Annotated in this window: 17 protein-coding genes and 1 pseudogene; 10 read left to right on the top strand and 8 right to left on the bottom strand. The window is 40.7% G+C overall.

The features are described 5' to 3' along the window. Positions 1-57 precede the first annotated feature (57 nt). A complete protein-coding gene (locus tag ANSO36C_RS08945; RefSeq protein WP_251959241.1) occupies positions 58-210 on the top strand; it encodes a hypothetical protein in 153 nt (50 codons plus the stop codon). Between the two features lie 92 nt (positions 211-302). Continuing rightward, a complete protein-coding gene (tsaB, locus tag ANSO36C_RS08940) occupies positions 303-962 on the top strand; it encodes a tRNA (adenosine(37)-N6)-threonylcarbamoyltransferase complex dimerization subunit type 1 TsaB (protein ID WP_251959240.1) in 660 nt (219 codons plus the stop codon). A gap of 255 nt (positions 963-1,217) precedes the next feature. Here the strand turns inward: tsaB and ANSO36C_RS08935 are convergent, their stop codons facing one another. Next, on the bottom strand, positions 1,218-2,135 hold the full coding sequence (locus ANSO36C_RS08935) for an AEC family transporter (protein WP_251960286.1): 918 nt from the start codon (positions 2,133-2,135) through the stop codon (positions 1,218-1,220). A 102-nt stretch (positions 2,136-2,237) separates the two neighbouring features. On the opposite strand from ANSO36C_RS08935, the gene ANSO36C_RS08930 reads away from it, so the two are divergent. Continuing rightward, a complete protein-coding gene (locus tag ANSO36C_RS08930) occupies positions 2,238-3,038 on the top strand; it encodes a M15 family metallopeptidase (RefSeq protein WP_251959239.1) in 801 nt (266 codons plus the stop codon). 40 nt (positions 3,039-3,078) lie between these two features. Here ANSO36C_RS08930 and ANSO36C_RS08925 read toward each other — a convergent pair whose 3' ends face one another. The 7 genes and pseudogenes from ANSO36C_RS08925 to ANSO36C_RS08895 form a co-directional block, all read right to left on the bottom strand. Continuing rightward, positions 3,079-3,435 carry a serine hydrolase domain-containing protein gene (locus tag ANSO36C_RS08925; protein ID WP_251959238.1) on the bottom strand — a complete coding sequence of 119 codons (357 nt, stop codon included), beginning with the start codon at positions 3,433-3,435 and terminating at the stop codon, positions 3,079-3,081. A gap of 4 nt (positions 3,436-3,439) precedes the next feature. Beyond that, positions 3,440-5,260, bottom strand: a complete 1,821-nt coding sequence (gene mrdA, locus ANSO36C_RS08920) for a penicillin-binding protein 2 (RefSeq protein ID WP_251959237.1) — start codon at positions 5,258-5,260, stop codon at positions 3,440-3,442. A gap of 756 nt (positions 5,261-6,016) precedes the next feature. Next, complete coding sequence (locus ANSO36C_RS08915) at positions 6,017-6,211, bottom strand: hypothetical protein (RefSeq protein ID WP_251959236.1); 195 nt, start codon at positions 6,209-6,211, stop codon at positions 6,017-6,019. Between the two features lie 327 nt (positions 6,212-6,538). Beyond that, positions 6,539-7,267 (bottom strand): DUF6875 domain-containing protein, encoded by a 729-nt coding sequence (locus ANSO36C_RS08910; RefSeq protein ID WP_323374575.1) that lies wholly within the window; start codon positions 7,265-7,267, stop codon positions 6,539-6,541. A gap of 678 nt (positions 7,268-7,945) precedes the next feature. Further along, positions 7,946-8,797, bottom strand: coding sequence for an SDR family oxidoreductase (locus ANSO36C_RS08905; protein ID WP_251959235.1), 852 nt, complete (start codon positions 8,795-8,797; stop codon positions 7,946-7,948). A 208-nt stretch (positions 8,798-9,005) separates the two neighbouring features. Next, a pseudogene (locus tag ANSO36C_RS08900) lies at positions 9,006-9,976 on the bottom strand (transposase). 106 nt (positions 9,977-10,082) lie between these two features. After that, entirely contained in the window at positions 10,083-11,636 is a 1,554-nt protein-coding gene (locus tag ANSO36C_RS08895) for a cation:proton antiporter (RefSeq protein WP_251959234.1), read from the bottom strand. 140 nt (positions 11,637-11,776) lie between these two features. Between ANSO36C_RS08895 and ANSO36C_RS08890 the strand changes: the two genes are divergently transcribed. From ANSO36C_RS08890 to ANSO36C_RS08860, 7 genes are all read left to right on the top strand, one after another. Continuing rightward, positions 11,777-11,974 carry a hypothetical protein gene (locus ANSO36C_RS08890; RefSeq protein ID WP_251959233.1) on the top strand — a complete coding sequence of 66 codons (198 nt, stop codon included), beginning with the start codon at positions 11,777-11,779 and terminating at the stop codon, positions 11,972-11,974. Positions 11,975-12,169: 195 nt separating this feature from the next. Next, positions 12,170-12,793: a hypothetical protein gene (locus tag ANSO36C_RS08885; protein WP_251959232.1), complete on the top strand. Its 624-nt coding sequence runs from the start codon at positions 12,170-12,172 to the stop codon at positions 12,791-12,793. Positions 12,794-12,958: 165 nt separating this feature from the next. Beyond that, positions 12,959-16,372 carry an AAA domain-containing protein gene (locus ANSO36C_RS08880; protein WP_251959231.1) on the top strand — a complete coding sequence of 1,138 codons (3,414 nt, stop codon included), beginning with the start codon at positions 12,959-12,961 and terminating at the stop codon, positions 16,370-16,372. Further along, a complete protein-coding gene (locus tag ANSO36C_RS08875) occupies positions 16,350-16,688 on the top strand; it encodes a hypothetical protein (RefSeq protein WP_251959230.1) in 339 nt (112 codons plus the stop codon). The genes ANSO36C_RS08880 and ANSO36C_RS08875 overlap by 23 nt, the downstream gene beginning before the upstream one ends. A 446-nt stretch (positions 16,689-17,134) precedes the next feature. After that, positions 17,135-18,181, top strand: a complete 1,047-nt coding sequence (locus ANSO36C_RS08870) for a phospholipase D-like domain-containing protein (RefSeq protein ID WP_251959229.1) — start codon at positions 17,135-17,137, stop codon at positions 18,179-18,181. 283 nt (positions 18,182-18,464) lie between these two features. Next, a complete protein-coding gene (gene gshA / locus ANSO36C_RS08865) occupies positions 18,465-19,604 on the top strand; it encodes a glutamate--cysteine ligase (RefSeq protein ID WP_251959228.1) in 1,140 nt (379 codons plus the stop codon). Positions 19,605-20,000: 396 nt separating this feature from the next. Beyond that, complete coding sequence (locus ANSO36C_RS08860; protein WP_251959227.1) at positions 20,001-20,462, top strand: tRNA (cytidine(34)-2'-O)-methyltransferase; 462 nt, start codon at positions 20,001-20,003, stop codon at positions 20,460-20,462. Positions 20,463-21,235: the final 773 nt, after the last annotated feature.

Below are 21,235 nucleotides of genomic sequence, written 5' to 3'. Positions count from 1 at the left end.
TTCAGGTAAATAAACCACGCGGTAGGGGCACAGCAATGCTGTGCCCTTACGTCAGATGTGGTTCAAATACATGATTTCTGCTGTAATGAGATTTTGTTCTTCAGCGATCGCAAATTTATGGTATGGGGAGGAGATGTCAGGAAAGCGATCGCTATTAGAAAGTTAACAGCATTGCCTCTTAAAAACCTTGTAACAAGACCATTTGACTGATTATTAATCAGTATTTTTTCAATTAATAACCTCTATGTTATATGCTTAAATAAATTACGTTAACTTTATAAAAATAGATATTTTAAGTAACTTTGACAACGGAACTAGAAGACCTTGCAATAAATCAATACGCTCTAGCACTACACACCACCACACCAGAATTAGGTTTGGCAATTAGTAATTTTGCAGGCGAGACTCGCTCTCAAATTGAGAATTTGGGGCGTGATTTATCTAGCTTAGTGCATCAATATTTAATTGAATTTATCAAACCGCAAACTTGGGCAGATTTGTCTTTTATTGCAGTTGCAAAAGGCCCCGGCGGCTTTACAGGAACTCGAATTGGTGTTGTCACTGCTCGGACTTTAGGGCAACAGTTAGATATTCCTGTATTTGCGATTTCAACCTTGGCTGCGGTAGCTTGGGCAGAAGCTGGCAAAAGTCAAAATCCAAAAACTATTGCTGTGGAAATGCTAGCACAACGAGGTCAAGTTTTTGCTGCTATTTATCAGTTTGAGTCAGATGCTTCTAAACTAAAAGTGTGTTTGTCAGATAGAGTATTCACTCCAGTTGCGTGGCAGGAAACTTTAGCGAATTGGAACACTAATTATCAGTTGATTCAAGCTCAATCTGGGTTAGCAGCGACGGTGACAAGTATTTTAGAACTAGCTAATCTCGATTGGCAAGAAGGCAAATTTCCTAATTGGTCAGAAGCTTTACCATATTATGGGCAGCATCCAGTACAGGATGCATAATGCTTCTAAACTATTTATAAACATAGGACTAGCACTTTCAAGCTGGGTAAATTCTTGGACAATAATTTCTCTTTTCTCTGTGTTCTCTGCGCCTCTGTGGTTCAATAAATTACTTTTAAACCGCAGAGGCACAGAGAAGCCAGTGCGTTGGGCGGGTTCCCCGACTTAAAGCAACTGGCGCGACGCAGAGAGGAAAACAGAGATTTTATGGAAATTCATTGAAAAAATTACAGCTTCTCAATGAGAATTCAAAAATCAAAACAGCCACAGCCAAACTGGGAGAGTAAGTAGCAATAGTATAGCCCCAGATGCTAAGGCAGTAACTGCCAGATCGCGATCGAGATTGAATGCCTCAGCAATTACGAGTGTGGCAAAAGCTGGAGGCATGGCCATTTGTAAGACAATTATTTTTGCGATCGCTCCAGTTATTCCAAACAGTGGTAATATACTCCCCAATATCAAGGGAACTAGCAGCATTTTGATTCCCAAGCTCATCCCTACTTGTGGTAAGCTACGCCAAGATTTGAGCAGCGCCAGTCGCATTCCAATTAACACCAGGGATAAAGCTACACCACTCCAAGCAAATTTTTCTAACCAGAATTCCGCAACTGTAGGAATTGTCACCTGCCGAAACAGCAAGCCAAATCCGAAACCCCACAGCGCAGGATTAATTAAAATCGCCCTAGCAGTCTGCCAATGATTCTGGACACCACCACCAAAACGCGCTGCTAGGAATACACCCAAGCCGTAAGTTCCTGGGAATGAACCTAGCAAATCGTAAAATAGCGCCCAAGCAAAGTATTCCTTGCCTACCATTGCTAAGGTAATGGGAAAACCAAGATAACCTGTGTTACCCAACATTGCTGCTAATATCAAGCTAGCTTGAGTTGGTGGTTGGGGGACAGTATTTCTAAAATAGGCTTGTGCTTTAATTCCTAACCAAGCTAAAAATGCTCCGAGTAAAATGGCTAGGTAAGCGAAGGCAGGTGCAATCCAAATCTGCCCTGACAAGCTAGATTGACGCAAAAACGATACTATGCTGATGGGTACTCCCACCCAAAAAAGAAACTGTCCCAAACGTGTAGGAACTGTCACAGGTAGTTTGCGTCCCAGAATAAAACCTACCAGGACTAATCCTCCCAGCTTGACGTATAGTTCTAAAAGGTTTGTCAAAATTGCGCCTAAGAACCACAGATGTAAAATGCTACCTGTTACGTTTACTTTTGTCCAGTGCAAAATCTGTTATGGTTATCCCACAAAAACAGGAGTTTACCCTTGAATAAGGCTGGGTTTTCTGGAAAACCGCAAAACTCATCGAATGACCTTGGTGATGATATTCCAGTGGCTGTACGCGTTACCCCTGATGCAACACCTAAAATTTGGTTGCAACCCCGAATTTTGCTGATTGGAGGAGCAACGGGATTTGCCCTACTGGGTTTAATTAGCGGTTTTTTGTTTTTCGTCACTACACCCAAAAAAAACATCGATTCTCAACCTTTGGTCACTAGTTCTGCACCTACACCGACTACAGAACCTGGTAATGTCAATACCCTGTTAGGGCATCTGGCATACCCAGAAGCCCCTGAATCAGAATTAGTAACCATCTCCGCAAATAGGGGCATTAAAATGCGAAAAACTGCTGCCCAAAAGTTTGAGGAGATGGTAGCAGCAGCGCGGAGTTCAGGTGTAATTTTAGTACCAATTTCTGGCTTTCGCTCAGTCAAAGACCAGGAGCCATTGTTTTTTGGTGTCGGTGCCCAGCGAAATCAAACGCCAGCACAACGAGCTGCCCTCAGCGCTCCTCCTGGCCATAGCGAACATCACACAGGTTATGCTGTAGATATTGGAGACGGATCAGTGCCAGCAACTAATCTCCAAACAAACTTTGACAATACCAAGGCTTATCGGTGGCTGCAAGCTAATACAGCGCGTTTTGGCTTTGAAATGTCATTTCCTAAAGATAATGTTCAAGGTGTGAGTTATGAGCCGTGGCACTGGCGTTTTGTAGGCGATCGCAGTAGTTTAGAAATGTTCTACAAAGCTAGAAATTTGAAACCCGTTAAGACATCACCATAGGAGACAGTAGTCAAAATAATTCGCTCAGAAATAATTGGTTTTACTCACTCTCCTTTAATGGAGGCTGAAGCATTAGTTCCTTAAGAACTGGACAGTAGTATTCAGCAATTTTTTTAGCGATCGCATCTGGTCGGGAAATTTTATCGAGATTGCAAAGTAAAATCACGGTAATTTTATCATCAATAAAGCGGGTAATGTTACTTGCGAATCCTAGTATCGAACCATTATGACCAACTACTCGGCGATCGCCATAATTAAATACCCACCAACCTAAACCTGCAACATATCTCAACTTTTCCCAATCATCCCCTTGATTGGGAAAATGAGGAGTCCACATTTTATTAAGGGTTGATTGCTTTAATAGAGTTCCACCACAAAGCGCCTGTTCCCACTTCACCGTTTTATGGACTCTTAGGCGCTGGTTTCTGATACTTACCTGGATATTTGCGCTGAAAGTATTCCTCCATAATTTGTAAGATCATCGGCGCAGCAATGCTACCACCACCGCCGCCGGAATGTTCAGCAAATGCCACAATCAGAATTTCTGGCTGTTCAGCAGGTGCATAGGCTCCAAACCAAGCGTGATTTTGCTTAACACGCCCCTTCCACGCTTCAGCAGTACCACTCTTACCAGCGACAGGGGGAACTGTTGGCTGCTTCAAAGCCTTACCCGTACCTTCAGCTACTACTTTCCGAAGTCCCTGACGGAGAACACTTATGGTTGTCGGCTTCATATTTAAAGATTCACGCCAGCTTTTTGCTTCTTCGTTGTCTTTAAGTAAATGCGGCTGGACTAGGTAGCCACCATTAGCGGGTACAGCAAACATAACAGCGACTTGCAAAGGTGTAGTTTGTAAAGCACCTTGACCAATTGACATATTAATGCTGTCGCCGACAGTCCAAGGTATCTTCCAAGCTTTCTGCTTCCATGCTTCATCTGGCACTAAACCTTTTGCTTCTTCGTTGGCAAACTCAAAACCAGTTTTTTTACCAAATCCATATTTACGAGTCCATTCAATTAAAGTTGGGCCGCCGACTCCGCGACCAATTTGATAGAAGAAGGTATCACTACTCCACTGTAATGCACCGACAAAACCTAATGGGCCGAATCCGGCGTGGTTCCATTCACCAAATCGCGTGCCACCAAAGTTTAAAGAACCGTAGGTTTGCAAAACTGTGCTGGGAGAAAATTTACCTGATTCTAACCCGGCTGTGGTGGTGACAATTTTGAAGGTGCTAGCAGGTGGAAAGGCACTGAGGGCGCGATTAACCAAGGGATGATCGGCACCTTGGACAGTTTCCCAATCTTTTTGGGTAAGTTTCTGCTTCGAGAAAATATTTGGGTCAAAGGTGGGGTGAGATACCATTGCTAAAACAGCACCATTCTTTGGGTCAAGTGCCACGATCGCACCATCGCGATCGCCTAAAGCTTTTTCTGCTGTTTTTTGCATATTTAAGTCTACGTTCAAGTGCAAATCATTACCAGCTTTTGCCTGTTTCTCACCCAAAACCCGGAGTGGCCGACCTGCACCATCCACTTCTACCTGCTGACCGCCCCATTCGCCCCGCAGACTTTTCTCATAAGCTTTTTCAGCTCCCATTTGACCAATCACATCACCCAATCTGTAGCCTTCCTGCTTCTTTTCTTTTAACTGATCGGCCGTCAGTTCTCGCGTATAACCTAATATATGTGCTAGTTCCTTACCGTGGGGATAGTAACGAACGGCTTCTGTATGAATTTCTACATCTTTCAGTTCGGTTTGATACTCCTTCAATGCTGTAATTTGCGCTTCGTTCAAGTCACGAGCAATTCGTATGAGTGAAGAAGAGTTAGCACCTGCCTCTTCTAGTTTCTTTTCAATCTCTTCTTGAGGAACGTCGAGAATTTCAGATAGACGCGCTCCTACAACTGACCATCCTGGCTTGGTATGTGCCATTGGCCACAAATATACAGAGCGAGGATAGCGAGTACTGGCTAAAAGTTTGCCATTACGGTCAAAAATATTGCCTCGTTCTGGTTGCTTAGGAATCATCCGAATTCGATTTGACTCGGCTCGTTTTCGGTGATTTGCTCCTTCAGTAATTTGCAAATACGCTAAACGAACACTGATACCAGTCATCATCAGTAGAGTAAATATAATTAAAAATATTGGCTGGAAACTCCGTCCAACTGTACGTGTATTTTGTTTTCCGCCAAGTGGAGATGAATTGAATAAAGTCATAAGGCAAAAAGAAAAAACATTTCAAAATTAAGATTATCTGTAAATAACTCTGCTAAATTCTTAGCAGGTATTTAACGGCAAACTAATTAGCAGTGATTAATTGTTTTCAATAGATACCATAACCTCATCTCTTCCATTGCGTCGCTCAAAGGCTCCATCGTAGTAGATGCCAAGCCTTCATTGGTGTCAACTTAAGGTAGAACTCCTTTCAAATCTCGTTTCCAGCCTCTGGCTAGAAATGCTCATCATAGCGGCTCTGCCGCAAGTCTTGAGGCGGAGCCTCAACGATAGGCATTCCCAGTCGGAGACTCTTGACGAGGCAATCCTAAAAGCTTTTTCTAGACTGGTTTTTACGTTAAGTTGACACTTATGCCAAGCCTTACGTCCCTACAAATATACAAATAATTTGGGATAATTTATCTAAAAAGGCAGAGGGCAGTCCCGATGAAACAAGTTTCATCGGGACTGCCCAGGGGAGATGCTAACGCGAATGTGGTTCATTCTCTTATCCCTCAAAATTAATGGGACAGACCAATAGTGGTCTGTCCCGTTAAATATCATCATTATTTGATTTTTCACTAAGACCCTGTAGAAACGCGAAATCTAGCATCTCTACAACCCATGAAAACTAATGCGGTTGAGAAACCAATAGTCCCAAATCGCCAGCGAGATTAGTAAGATTCCTCCCCAACTCGCTGCGCTGAATTTAGGGAGAAATGGGCCCCACCTGTTGAAATTTGGAAAAGTTCAAATTAATTAACGTGACTCAGTTCCTTGATTGGGGCTACCTGCTACACCATCGTTTTCTGGTGCTTCTGGAGTAGCAGTGGATTTAGCATCACTCTTTTCCGCATCACCAGTTTTACGGATACTTTCGTCGATAGGGGTTTCGCCGTCAGGAGAAGCAGTAGACGCAGTTTGTTGATTATTAGATTTTTGTTGTTCAGCCATGATTACATTCCTAATTATTTATCCTTGGGATTATCTTAAAAAATTAGGAGTATGGGTGCATCTATCTAAAATATAGTTATGGCTGATTCCTCCCTCTATCATAAGTATTGTTTTGTAGTACTCATGTCTGGAAACCCAGATTTGCGGCAGCAAAAGCATGTACCAGCGCCGCCAATAGAGGAAATGGAGAAAGAAACATAGTTAAAAGAGTTGTATCGCATCTACCTGCCAGAAGATTTATAGATACTTTCTCTAACCACCTTTTTTAGAGGCGAAAAGCAACGGGTGAATATCGCTTGCGCCCAATCTCCAATTCAAACATTTTATTTATATACAATAACTTACCAAATTTTCTTTTTTAAGTTGTTCTTTCGCTAAGGACAACGCTTGATGAGCATTTGTAAACTTTGTTTCATCTGTAAAATTCTGGCCAAAACGCTTTAAATAAGCTTCTAGATAACGAATACGTAAGTGTAGATCAGCCGGACTTTGAAGAAAGGGGAGGTCAGCTTCAACCATAAACCGGATAGCCAACAAGGGAATAGGGCTACGAAGTGGACGAAAGTTTGGGTTGTGCAGACCAGGGCTTTCATTGCGTTTATGAAATTCTCCTATCATCAATCCTGACTCAACAAACAAAGGCTTAAGTTTTTGTTGAATACTATCTACTTGTTTAGGAGCATCTTCTATATGGATGTCAGGAAAGATAAGTAAAAAAGCTTTGTTGATTGCTAATTCTTGCCCTTTAACATCCATCTCCAAAAAGATATCTCGGTAACTTTTAACAATCTCTTCTAATTGTTCTGGATACAAATGTTTTGTGTGAATAACTGCCAAACGAATACTATTTGATTTGAGAGAGAGAGGTACAAAAGGACAAACTGCGCCGGTTCTTCCTAACTTAGGATGAGGTCTTCCTAAAAAATTTTTTACCCACTCCATAATTTCAATTAAGTAAGGAAGGTCTTCGTGCCTCTGGAGTTGTTCGATTTCACGAGTTGTATATAATTGCATGAGATTGAGTGAAACAGAGTAATTTTTTAAGTCTGAATCCAAAAATAGTTTTGCAGGCTTACGTGCCTCAAGCTAATTATTTAGCTAAGTAAAAAACAAGCTTTTATCAAGCTTTTATCAAGCATTGGTATTTTTTTCACCTTGTGTTTGTCTGTAGTTTTTAGCAGATAAAAAGACTCTATCATTTTGATGGATTTAAATAAATTTACGCCACTAAAGACACGAACACCTTTTGCATCAAGCACTTGTGTTCATTGTAGATTTGGCATTTTAGCTATATTACAGATGTACTATCCAGCAGATGCTCCTAATTTTTTATACTCTTAAGCTTCTATTATTTTTGGCAAAAATATTATAAAGTTTATGTCTAGATAGTTATTTTTACTGTAAAACTTTAGTATTGCTTTAATAGCAACCATGAATTTAATATCAAGTTCGTATAAATTTGCTTAGGTAAATATATAGATTCAATAAACTAACAGCAATTATGAGTTTAATATCAAGTTCGTATGAATTTTTTCAGATAAATATATAGACTCGATAAATAGTCAATGGGAGTAAGCTATAATCCTGGTTGCCACGACAACCAAAGAGATTAAAAATATTTTCTCCCAAATAATAGTCTTTAGAGATTGAGATGGTTCCAGTTTTATAAATGCGGCAGCGCATATACTAAAAAAGCTGATTGCGCTTGTATTGCTATCTTTTTGGCGTTACTGATTATAACCAGAACTGTCGATAATCTTCGACATACTGCCGTATGGTTAGCGGTGAACGATTAAGCAATTGCTGTGTATCAGATGTAATGTTGCCTGCTAGTCCTAAACGAGCGGTAGTGTAGATTGCTATCATTATTAAAACAAAATCCATTGGCAACCCAGATGAGCGCATTTGTCGAACAAACTTTAGTAAAGAGGGATTGTACCGTATCGATTTACCTAAAACCGATGTGAAGATGTCTGCTACTTCGTAATAGGTTAAAGCTTCTGCACCCGTAAGGGGATATGCTTTTTCCTGATGCCCATCTTCAATTAAAGTGCGAACTGCAACGGCAGCAATATCCCGCACATCAATAAAACTTGTTTTGCCATTACCAGCAGGCATTAGCAATTCACCACGAGCCTTGATATCTTCTCTGTGTGTGGTATTAAGATTTTGCATAAAAAAGCTGGCCCGTAAAAAGGTAGCTTTAATGCCCAATTGGTTGATATAGCGCTCAATTTTAGAGTGCGGCACAAAAGGGTTGCGTTCGGCTCCCAGTATTGAAAGAAATACGATATGCTCAACGCCTGCAAGTTTTGCAGCATTTAAGACTGGGGCAATTTGTTTGCGAACGTTATTCAGGGCAGGCGGACGCACTAAAAAAAGTTTGTTGACTTGAAGAAAAGCACGCTCAAAAGTGTCGGGCTTGGTAAAATCAAACGGGACGCTCTGAATATTGCTGCCTAATATCTGTTTAGCGCTGTTTGGATTTCTAACTGCGGCACAGACATTACAATCTTGGGATAGTAGTAAGCGAATAACTTCTCGACCGACATTTCCAGTAGCACCCGTCACTAAAATTTTCAGCATAATCAGCTAAGTAATCGAATAAAAATAAGTAGGTAGGCATGATTAAATATTAAGATGTCATTGCGAGTGTTCGCGATGACGGAACATATTATATTTATTTACGCCCATTTACTTATTTACAGTCATTATGTAGGGGTTGCTGAAAAAGTATGAAAAAGCAATTCTTTTGGGTTTACTAGTTATTCAAGCAAGATTCAGATATAAGCTTTCATTGTCTAGAAACAGCAAAGGTATAATTTTCAGTTATTTTAGACTGTAAGAAAGTTCTATTTTGGAAAAATAGACATAAAAAAGCACAAAAAAACCGTGACAGGTGAGTAGAAAGATTCATCACTAAAAAAGTAATGGCGATTGCTGTTTCAGAAGTATGAGACAGTTTTGCCATCACCCGATTGAGGCTAAATCTTCTTTTAGCTTGCCCAAATTTTCCTTCAATGCAATTACGAATTCTCTCAGATTCTAAATCTTGTTTCTTTTTTTCTTTACTAATATTTTTTGGAGGTCTTCCCAAGGGCGGACCACTCATTAAAATACCTCTTTATTTACACTAAGCTCGGTTGTCTCTGGTTCGATAAATTTTATCAACATGAACTGATTCAGGATAATAACCTGTGAAATTTTTAAATGCTTCTACTTGCGATTTTAAGTCTCCTGATTCATTAAAATTATCCCAACTAATATGGTCTAAAAATACATATCCCTCAAAGCAACTAGCAGACAATTTTGCCCCAAATTCTATTGCATTACCCGCTTTACCTCGGACGATTGGACGAATATGTGGTTGGGTTAAACCATTTGCTGATTCACTTGATTGACTAGCTCGACACTAATTCTTTCACGAAAATGAACTAACATTGATGCATCAAATGGAGTTTCATTGTTATAAGAATACATCCCTATAAAATACTGTAGATAAGGGTTATCCTTAATTTGTTCTACTGTTTCTCCGTCACTTATCCCTAGCTTTTCTTTAATTATTAATGCTCCTAATGCCATCCTAAATGGCTTTGCTGGCGCTCCCATTTCTATAGAGAACTTGTCAGAATATTTGTCTTCAAATTCTGCCCAGGGTATTAAAGATGCCAGAACTACCCAACGATTATCTGATGATAACTTGCCTGAAAACGGAAATTCAAAGTTCTCTGGTGAGATTGGATTTTGCCCCTCTTTTCGGTACATAGTTACAAAAAGCACACTTTTGTTCTGGTGGTCGCACTCTAATCAGTCAAAGCTCAAAGGTTCATCGACAAAGGCCAGACTATCCCCAATGCCCAATGCCCCATATTTAATCATCTTCTAATTTCAACAATTGTTCATCAAGATTTTGTATCCGCCCGCGCACAATTTCTTCCGAGAGAATTCGCTTCCGCATTGCCTCATTGAGCGCTCCTTTTTCTGCCAACAGTAAACGCCGACGAATGGCTTCCAGTTTACTGCTCTTGCCACTTCCACCCTCCACCTCATCAGGGCGACGATTATAAAGTTCCCGCAGTGTCTTTTCTGCACCAGCAATTCGCACCTGATAAGCTGAACGCATCTCTTCATAAACAGCTTTTGGTAACACCCCTGATTTCAACAGACTATCTAATTCATCTTGTGCTGCTTTACCCGTCATCAACTGGGCTTGCAATTCTTCAACCTGTTGTTGAGCTTCTGAAAATTTAGATAATTTTAAGCGTTTTACCACCCAAGGCAAACTTAAACCCTGTCCCACTAACGACACCAGCACACAGCCAAAGACTATAGCTATCAGAACTTCTCGCCCTGGCAGTGTGGTAGGTAAGCTCAACGCCAGAGCCATTGAGAGTGAACCTTTAATGTTGCCTAAAAACAGTAAATGTTGCCAGCGTAGCGGAATTGGGCGGTCAATCCAGCGAACGCCTGCTAGTAGAGGATAGACTGTAAGAACTCGTCCGACTTGATAAGCCAAAACTGCAAGTAGAATTGCAGGTAAAGTTTTCCACAGCGTTACCAAGTTTATTTCTACACCAATCAATAGAAAAATAAAGGTGTTGACGGTAAAACTGGCATATTCCCAAAAACTTAACAATGTGATGCGACTAGAAGCAGAAGTATTGCGAGAAAGCCCTAAATTCCCGAAGATTAATCCCGCGACAACTACAGCCACCGCACCTGATACACCGAGAAATTGCCCAACCTGAAAAGTTCCTAATGCAACTGCTACTGTCAATAAAAGACTGCTAAGAGCATCATCTAAACGGGCGAAGACAGGTATACTCAAGTAGCCCAAGACTAACCCCACCAGGCAGCCTCCTACAGAGATAAATAGCAGTTGTTGGATTCCCTCTATAAATGTGATTGAGCCTGTTGAATATACTTGCAAAATTAGGTTGAAGGAAACTAGGGCAGCTGCATCGTTGAATAGAGTTTCTCCTTCAACAATGGTGGAAAGCCGGGATGGTACGGGTATATCCTTAAAGACGGCAATCATGGAAACAGTATCAGTGTTTGCCAGAATTACTCCGACAAATAAGGCAGGTATCCAACTTAGTCCCAGCCCAAATTTCAACAGAACAGCAACAATACCACTGGAAAGCACCGCTCCAGGCCCAGCTAATAGGGCAATTGGTTTAAAGGTGCTGCGTAGGCGGCTAACATCTGTATTAATACCAGCTTCAAAGATGAGAATTGGCAAAAAAAGATTCAAAACAAGGGTTGGATTTAAACCAATTGGCCGAGACAATAGCTCAGTGATGGGTAAACCTGCTAATACTAAACCCGTAACATACGGGATTCCTAATCTCCGTGACAGCAGAGCTACACCTGTAGCAAGCACCAAGAGAATAATTGAAACTTTGACTAATTGAGTTACATCCACTATTAGCTTCTGAAAAGTTATTTTGACTTTATCAGTATTTTGTTCAAGATTGGAATTGTTAGTGGGTAATACTACGCAAAATAAGCAAAGCAACAAAGGTTGAAGATGTTTTTCCTTGCCAGCATTTGGGAATACTAGACTTGGAAAACTTTGTTGGCAAAGGCAAGCGGTGCATGAACAACGCCCAAGCTGAAGATTGGGGCTATGTCTTCTTAGGTTCTTCGGCAATTAATAGTTTAATCAGCAATATTGAAGGTCAAGCAGTCGTTGAATCATATCCCGACTTTTGGCAGGGACGAGAGCGTGCTAACGAGTTAATATTTGATTTGCTGGGTTAAGAACCTCGCCTACTCTATGTACGTCGCAAGGGTGCAGGTCAAAGACCTGGAGAAGAAATTTGGGATTTAACCATAGTAACAGATCAGGATGATTTTCAATTACCTGCAAGACTTGAGAAGCTAGGAAAAACACTAGGATTTAGAGCAGTTGTAGAACAAGATGGAAGGGACGGTTTAAAGGTACGATCTGCTAAGTTGCTAGAACTTTCACAGGGAACTGCTGATGGCTATGCTGTACCTTATCGTTTACGGCTACTGCCTAATCATCGGTATCATATCGATATTCCGCCAACGGCATTGGCACAGATGGCAGCTATGCCTATATGCGGCGACCATCTGCCTACAGAAGATCATCTGCGAATTTGGGAACTATTTTTACAGATTGAGGAAAAAATCGCTAAAACACGCCAATTTTGTGTGCCTTTTTTCAGCCACAATGGTTTCGGAAGACGGATCACTTTTGAGATTGACGTAACCTCAGCTACTATTGACGGTTCTGATGAAAATTCCTTGACTGTGGAAAACTTCTGGGAACGGGTAAAACTAGCAAAAAACGAAGAGATTAAGCTGTTCGAGACTACTCCCACAGGGCAAAACAGGCGCAGCAGCCGCAATAAATTGGGAACTATTAAAAAAATAGTCCAAGACAGTTGCACCATCAGCGTGAGGCTAAAGGACGATTTAGCTGACGATATGGCAGCAGGGAGTTATCAGTTACCAGCCATCGGATTTTTGTTTTTCGAGGCGGTCGGTGAGATCGAACAAATTCGGCGCAAAAAAGCAGCCTTGGCACAATTACAGCACTTCCGGCAGCTATGAGGTACATCCTCAAAGCTAAAAGCTATGTTAGGAGAGAGGCAATAAGAAAAGCTGTATTGCATAATAGCGGGAAGCACTGTAAAACAGGGACATACCCAAAATCCCTATTTAGGAAACTTTTTATTCGACGCTTCCCAAGCAAGACCTATTGAAAAAACTGTCGAATTGCAACCAGAGGATTTGTTGTTATCCTCAGCTAATCCAAGTCAGAAAGCAGCAGTAGAAATGGTGCTTGCAGCTGAGGATTTAGTTCTAATTCAAGGGCCACCAGGTACTGGTAAAACTACCGTAATTGCCGAGATTTGCTATCAAGTTGCTCTACGGGGTGGACGCACTCTAATTACTTCTCAAGCCAATTTAGCAGTAGATAATGTCCTGAGTCGATTAGTTCATAACCCAGTGATTCGGGCTGTGCGAAAGGGAAACGCCAAAAAAGTTGGGGTACAAGGACAGCCATTTTTAGAAGATCGAGTGATTGGCACATGGTTAGAAAATACTGCTACTGACTGCGAAAAAAATCTTGCTCAACGCCTCGATAATGTAAAATTTTTACGTCAATTGTTGGCATCATCACAACGATTCACAGCATACCTGAAAGTAGAAGAGGTATTTAAGAGAGAGCAGGATTTATTACAGACGCGTAAAACTAATTTAGAGTCAACTTGTACGACCCAAAAAAATGAATACAATCAAGCCGCATCTCAACTAGGCGAGGTTGAATCTCTGAAAACTGCTTTAGAGGAATTGCTAAATCAAGCACCTTCAGTAGACTGGCAAGATCCAGCACTTCTTAATTTGTGGGCTGGTCTGAATAAATACACATCTACAGACGCTTCGTTGCGAAACTTTGCTGCAAATCTTCGGTTAGCAATTAATTTGGCTTCTGAACTTGGTATGGTTCAACCAAATCATAGTTTATTTGGTTTAGCTGGTTGGTTGCAGAAGACTGTAGCTTCTTGGATTGCTGAAGTTCGTACAGCATTAGCTTATGCCAGTGATATAGCTATGGCAATGACCGAAGCGGAGTTAGCTGCACAAACTTACACACAAAATTCAGAATCTCTTGCTCGCCTAAAGTCAAATCACCAACAATTGCTTGCAAACCAGCAGAGTTTGCACCAAAGAATTAAGAATTTACATAACCGTGAATCTGAGGTCAATTTAGCAATAAGTGACCTTGATATATGGCTGTCTACAGCTAATTTAAATATTGCCAATGTATTGAAAGAGTGCTTACAAAATCGTCAAGACTTTACAGTTGACTTAATCTCATTACCTTCGGGATTACGAAGCATGGCGATCGCAGATCAATATCTACCCTGGCAACAGAGTATTGATCAGTGTCAGTTAAAAGTCAATGAATTAATTCCAAATTATCGCCAATGGGATAGGGTACGCAGTCGGGTTACTGAAATCAGAGATTTACTTGTGCGGGGACGAAATATATTAGGTAATCGCTTATTAGGTAATCGCTCAATCGATGAAGCTGCCATTTCCCAGGTGAGCGTTAGTAAAGCGCTAGACCCTGTGGAATCCCTCATAAAGCTGAAGCAACTAGCACAAAATAGCATCGATGACATTGAGAAACCACTAGGGGTCTGGGGTTGGATTATCGAATGGATACTTGCGTTTGCTGTCAACCAGCCAAGTTTGGATTTCATAGCTCAAAAGTTACGTCCATATAGCCGCCGTTATGGTGCGGTGGTAACTCTTGAGGCTATTAGGAGACAAGCCCAGATTATACGTCAAAGAGTTCAACCTGTTGAAAGTGAATCAGCTATCTCCCAAATTACAGATGAGGTGGTTAATGGTATAGTTACGAGTGCGCGTACATGGCTGAAGCAACTAGAGGCTGAAACAGAAATAGAGCAAATCCAGCTTGAGGTTCAATTAAATGAACAGATGAGGTTTGCATCTCATGAGCAGCAAAAAATATTTCTTAATCAAGAGCAGCTAGAAACTTCTCGCAGTGAAACTCACTTCAAATTTCAAAGAGCGATCGCACTTTCACAAGAACTTTCATCCTTTCCACACTTACCCAATGAATTAAGACTTTTAGTGCAACGATACCTCAATAATTCCTCAAATATTCTGACTGAATTCCCACAATTTACAGCAAAAATACGGGACTGGGAAAATCGCACCAAGCAACTTGATACTTTAATTTCCTTAATCGATCCTTTTGCTACACTTTCCACTAGCAAAGACCTGCTCATAGTTCGCATTACTAGCTTGCAGAAAACAACGGAAACCTACAAAAGGCAATTTATAGAAACTCAAAGTCAAATACAGATAATTGTTGAGCAATTACGGCAGCAATTAGAATATATTTCAAATGAACGAACTTGGTGGCAGTCAATTTGGGAAACTACACCGAGTAAATTCAAGCCGGAACTTGATTCTACAGACTTGTTTAATCTGGAATTTTTACGCAATATCAAGACTCGATTTGAATATTGGCAACAGCAACTCAAAAATGAAGATTTTTATCTCAATAGATATCAGCAATTTGTCCAAGATTGGATAGTAAAATTAAGACAGCCAACGGAAGGCGATGCCTGCGGCGGGCTACGCCTACGCACTAATTTAAGGCGTATTTATTTAGATAATGCCAATGTCGTTGGTATCACTTGTGTTCAAGCTGCAAATAAAGGTTTTTCTGAAGAATTTAAATACTTTGATGTCGTCATTATTGATGAGGTGAGTAAATGTACTCCTCCAGAGTTATTAATCCCCGCCTTGAAAGGCAAAAAATTGGTTATGGTAGGCGACCATCGACAATTACCACCCATGCTCGACACGAAGACTTTAGAAGAAGTTTCTCAAGAGATTGGCAGCACAAATGCAGAACTAGAATTATTGCAAGAGTCACTGTTCAAAATTCAGTTTGAAAGTGCTAATGATAGCATCAAACGAATGTTAAATATTCAATATCGAATGCACCCGATAATTATGGGGGCAATAAATCAGTTTTATGATGGTAAACTAGAATGTGGTATTTTAGAGCCGGATAAAAAACGCGAACATAATTTAGCAGGCGAAATCATCCAACAATCTAAGCATCTTATTTGGGTAAAAACGCCTGAAAATAATGAGTTTCAAGAGAAACGTACAGGAACTTCATTCTATAATATTCCAGAAATTGATGCGATTGAAATTTTGTGTAAGCAGTTCGAGGCTACTTGGGCTTCTAGAGTTGCTAATGGTGAACCAAAAAAAGAAATCGCCGTGATTACTTTTTATGTTGCTCAACTTAGAAAAATTGATGAACGCCTGCAATCTAAACATTTCCCCTCGCTACAAATCACTACTGGTACAGTAGACCGATTTCAAGGTATGGAACGACCTGTTGTAATTGTGAGTATGGTTCGCAATAATAGTAGAGGAGATGTGGGATTTGCCAAGAAGCCAGAACGAGTTAATGTTGCATTTTCCCGCGCTCAAGAACTATTAGTAATAGTGGGTTGTCATTCGCTATTTACTCAGCAGCGTGGACAAGTTGGAAGTATGTATTCTGAAGTTTCAAATATCGTGCGTCTACATGGAGGTTTCATTGATGTTTCTCGCCTCTTCTGCTAAACCGATTGATGAAAATATCAAAAAATTGGTAGACGAAATAGAAGTACAAAGTCCTAGTTTATCAGTGTTAGCAGCGCGTGAATTCCGTTATAGTTTGCGGCAAACTCAGGTAGAAGTAAATATCAAGGAACCCCGCCAGTTTAACGTACTCGAAGAATTTATCATCCGCGCCGCTATTGAATTTCAACCTCCGCCAACAGAGGATGAATTAGCCTCTGTACTTGGGCTTGATTCTGTATTTATTAAAACTACTACTACAACTCTTCGTTCGCTTACAAACTCTATCACCAACATCACCACTTACTGTTACTGCTGAAGGTCGCTCATTTTATGAAAAAGGGTCTGTACCACAGCCGCCATATCCTATACAAATTTATGCTATTACAGATCCTTTAAGCGACAAGATAACCTTTCAATCTGAATCCTTAAACGAGACAACGATAACTTTACCTGACTTGGCAGACTTTATCACTATTGATCATACAATTGCTGATATTGCTTCCTTACCCCTTGAGGAAATCCAAAAAGTGTTCAAGCTTCAGATTTAGCACTTCATGTACCAGAAGAGGGAAAGATTGTCACTTCCTATAAGGTACTAGCTTCGACTCAAAAAATCTGGAGAAAAATATCGCTTTTCGTTATTTTTGATGCTCTTGAAGATAAATTGAGCATTCAAATAAGAAATGGAAAGCAAATTTTAGAGTCAGCATCAAATTGGTTAGAAGTGCTACATACTGAAGGTAAAATATCTTTGCAAGCATTATGCAAATTATCAACCGAAACCATCAATTTGAACGTGAAGCCATTCTCAAGCAGAAAAATACTGAGATAGAAGCTAGACTTGAAAAGATTCGCCAAAAGGCGCTAGAAGCTGCCGCAAAAGCCACCAGTGAGGAAGATAACTATAAAGCGTTGGGTGAAGCTGTACAGTTACGCGATGGACAAATTAGCCTAGCTTTTTCAGAAGTTTTAAATTCGGCTAAAAGTCAGGTTTTAATTTATTCTCCTTGGGTTAATCAGGCAGTTGTCAATGAAAAATTCCTAAATTTATTACAGAAATTAGCTAATCGCGGAGTTCGGATTTTAATTGGACATGGAATTGCGCGGCGACAAGAAGATGAAGATAAACCAATTCCACCAGAAGTAGAGAAAAAACTTCGAGCTATCAAAACACCTGATGGTTTACCATCTGTACAGGTTCTTTGGTTGGGAGATTCCCATGTTAAAGAAGTAATAGTTGATAAACAAATCCATCTTTGCGGATCTCATAACTGGTTATCTTATCGCGGCGATTATCTACCACGAGGTGAGTCAGTTTATAAAGTTACAATTCCACATCAAGTCCAGGAAGCTTATGAATTTCTTGCTAATCGCTTCCAAAATCACGCTGAAAAATTATGGCGAAATGCTCTAGAAAACCGTGATTCTCAACTGGCTGTAGAGTCTTTATGTGTGTGGGGTGCGCTAGGTATGGAAGATATTGCACTCAAAGAGATACAGAAAAATAATTGGTTTGAACTTTTACCTATATGGTTGAATGTAGCACTACAGGGGTTAAAATATAAAAAATTATCAGGTGATTCAGCAAGTTTTAAAACTGCACTTTCGTTACTGAGTCAAGTTTCTATTGAAGAGGCTTTTATTGAGCAATTGCAACAGGGATGGCGGAAAGTTATCGGCGCGATCGCAATTAACAATCCCAAAACTGCTTTAAACTTACTTAGTGATGAAATCTGGGCGCAGTTTCTACGTCTCAATATTGCCCAAAATAGTGATTCCCCTGATAAGTTTATTTCGCAATATACCTAAGATAAAACAAACATACTACGTAAATCTTAGGTTTAAATTAACTGTTTGAAATAACCAGATTTTTGAATATACATTATGCCGAATTCTACAGTGCGTAAATTCAACTAGTATATTTTTCCTACTTCAGTAATAATAATTCTCTAAAAGACAGCCTATAAATCCGTCGTCCTGATTTAGTATGAATTATCAACAAAATGATTCTTAACCTTTTATTGACTTAAAGATAGATCCAGAGATTCGTCTTGTTCGATACAATTTATAGGCAGAGACCGAGGAGAACAAGGTGGTTTTATTAAAAGGCTTTGAGATTGAAATTTACACTGGCACGCCTCAAGGTGAAATCGTTGGTCTCTCCGACAAAATTGTTGCGGATTTGGATGGATTTATGCGGGAGCCAGATAGCCGCAACGTGGAATACATAACCGAACCATCCCATAATTACGAAAATTTATTGTGTGCCTTGCTGCGTCCGCGGCGGGAGTTGCGAAACTACCTCAATCGTTTGGGCGATTACACCCTCATACCTGGGAGTACTTTATCTTTGGGTGGGAGCGATCGCTTTCTCCGTTCCGACCCAGCAAACCCCTATCATGACTACATTGAGAACACCTACGGGACAAAAGTAGTCACTGCCAGCGTCCACATCAATGTTGGCATCAGCGACCCAGAAGTACTAATGCGGGCGTGTCGAGTGATCCGTATGGAAGCACCTCTATTTCTCGCCCTTAGCGCCTCATCTCCCTTCCTTGATGGCAAAACTACTGGCTATCACTCCACCCGTTGGGGCGTATTTCCGCAAACGCCTAGCCATGTGCCTTTATTTTCCAGCCACGCCGATCACATCCAGTGGGTGGAAGATCAACTAGTTGCCCGAACCATGCAAAACGTGCGGCATTTGTGGGCATCAGTACGACCAAATGGCGATCGCCGTCCTTATGATCTAAATCGCCTAGAATTGCGAATTTGCGATTTAGTCACAGATCCTATTGCCTTGCTAGCCATTACTGCCTTATTAGAAGCGCGTTTGTTGCAAATAATCGAAAATCCCAGCATCGATCCCTTAACTCAAAGTACCTTCTCTCACCAAGAACTCGTCACCCTGACTGCTGAGAACGAAGCTGCTGCTGCTACTGGTAGTCTTGATGCTCATTTGAGGCATTGGCAAGATGGCAGAAGTATCCTAGCCAGAGATTGGATTTCTGAAATGTACAAGGATGTTTGGGCGATCGCCAAACAACAAGCCTTTAGTTGTTTCCTTTCCCCTTTGCAAAAAATCCTCCGCGAAGGCAATGAAGCTCAACAGTGGTTGCAACTACACGCAGTCGGTTTTGACAGCCACCGCGTCATTACCCAGGCTATTGTCGCCACCCAAGAACGCGAAATTGAACTCGAAGACAAATTGTGTTCGTTCTTAATGGCTTAACTCAAGGGGCATTGGGCATTGGGCATTGGGCATTGGGCATTGGGCATTAGGCATTAGTTATTCTTTCTCCCCCTGCCTCCCCTGCTCCCTCATCTCCCCTGCTCCCTCATCTCCCCACTCCCCACTCTCGTCTTCACACAAATGATAGATTTTCTGGGAGATACCAGCCTTAAAAGACACAAACACTTAGGTTTTCTACATAAAACTTAATATTTTCTGGTTTTAGCCAAATATCCTTTCAGGCATTGCTCTGGGAGGGTTTGTACTTCGTTTTAAAAATCTAATCGGTAGAGCATGCTTGATTATTATTAACAAAACCTATGAATAGCCTCTGCCTTTTGGTAGATTTAACATTGACAACAAATTGTTTTATACAATACGCAAACTATACGGATAATGCCTCAGGTAGTTTTAGTTAACCCACAAATCCCTCCTAATACAGGTAATATTGCGCGTACTTGTGCAGCTACGGGTACAGAGTTGCATTTGGTGGGGCCTTTGGGGTTTGAGATTAGCGATCGCTACCTCAAAAGAGCCGGCTTAGATTACTGGCCTTATGTCAAGTTACACTATCACGAATCGCTGGAAGCCTTTAAACTCGTACATCAGGAGCGTGGAGGCAGATGGTTGGGTTATACAGTTGCTGGAAATTTTAATTATGTAAGCTTTCCGTTTCAACCTGATGATTGGCTGTTGTTTGGTAGTGAAACCACAGGCTTACCACCAGCAATTTTGTCAGATTGCGATGCTACTCTCTATATTCCCATGAGCCAACCAGGGGTTCGCAGTCTGAATCTGTCAGTGAGCGTGGCAATCGGCTTATTTGAAACTCGTCGTCAGTTAGGCTATTTACAATAGTTGCTTACCTTCATACTCATAAGTATATTTACTTAGAATAAGTTCACAAACCTATTTGACGATTTATTTGTGGCAGCAAATTTTTTTTCCGTGACAGCAAGAATATGTAAAACAATATACCGAAAATTGAGATTATCTGCAAAATGTAGTGGAAGATACTTACAAGCTCAGGAAGGTTGTTATAAGAAATTTGTATATAAAACTTCGGATATTGTCAAATTTGAATGATAGATTTTGATGAATTTGAAACATCCTAAGTGAGGGAACAAACACGCTAAAATCCAGTCACATCTTACGTTTGAGCTATTTTTGCCAAGTGAACGCCAAAAACCAGCCTAAAAGTAGCCAATAGTTCATACGGTTGTTTTTTAGGGAATAATCAACGTAAAGTCTCGTGTTGAGAAGACTGATTGGGTAGAAATATCTTGAAGATATCTACAGCAGGGGGCATGACTTTTCCAGAAGTCGCAGTTAATTCTCAGCAGCGACTATGGACTTGGCAAGTAGTTTGTCCAGTCCCCGCGATTGACGCAAGACAAGCGCGGACAAAGGGAAAGAGCAAAACTTCCTAAGTGGTGTTAGGAGTGGTTCGGACAAGTAAACAGAGCAAATTTTAAGTTTTGCTAACAGGTGTGAACTTGTCTAAATCAGAGAAGCAGGTTAATCTTGCGTAAGCATCTCTGGTGAATGTGATCTTGATTTATCGTTTGTTGTGATCTAAATCATTGACTAGTATCCAACTGAAAAATCGAGATCAGTTAAGCGCTAGTGAT

This window comes from Nostoc cf. commune SO-36 (genome assembly GCF_023734775.1).
In the GTDB taxonomy this organism is placed as follows: domain Bacteria; phylum Cyanobacteriota; class Cyanobacteriia; order Cyanobacteriales; family Nostocaceae; genus Nostoc; species Nostoc commune_A.
Note: the sequence above shows the minus strand (reverse complement) of the source record. Positions and strands in the feature narration are given on the sequence as shown.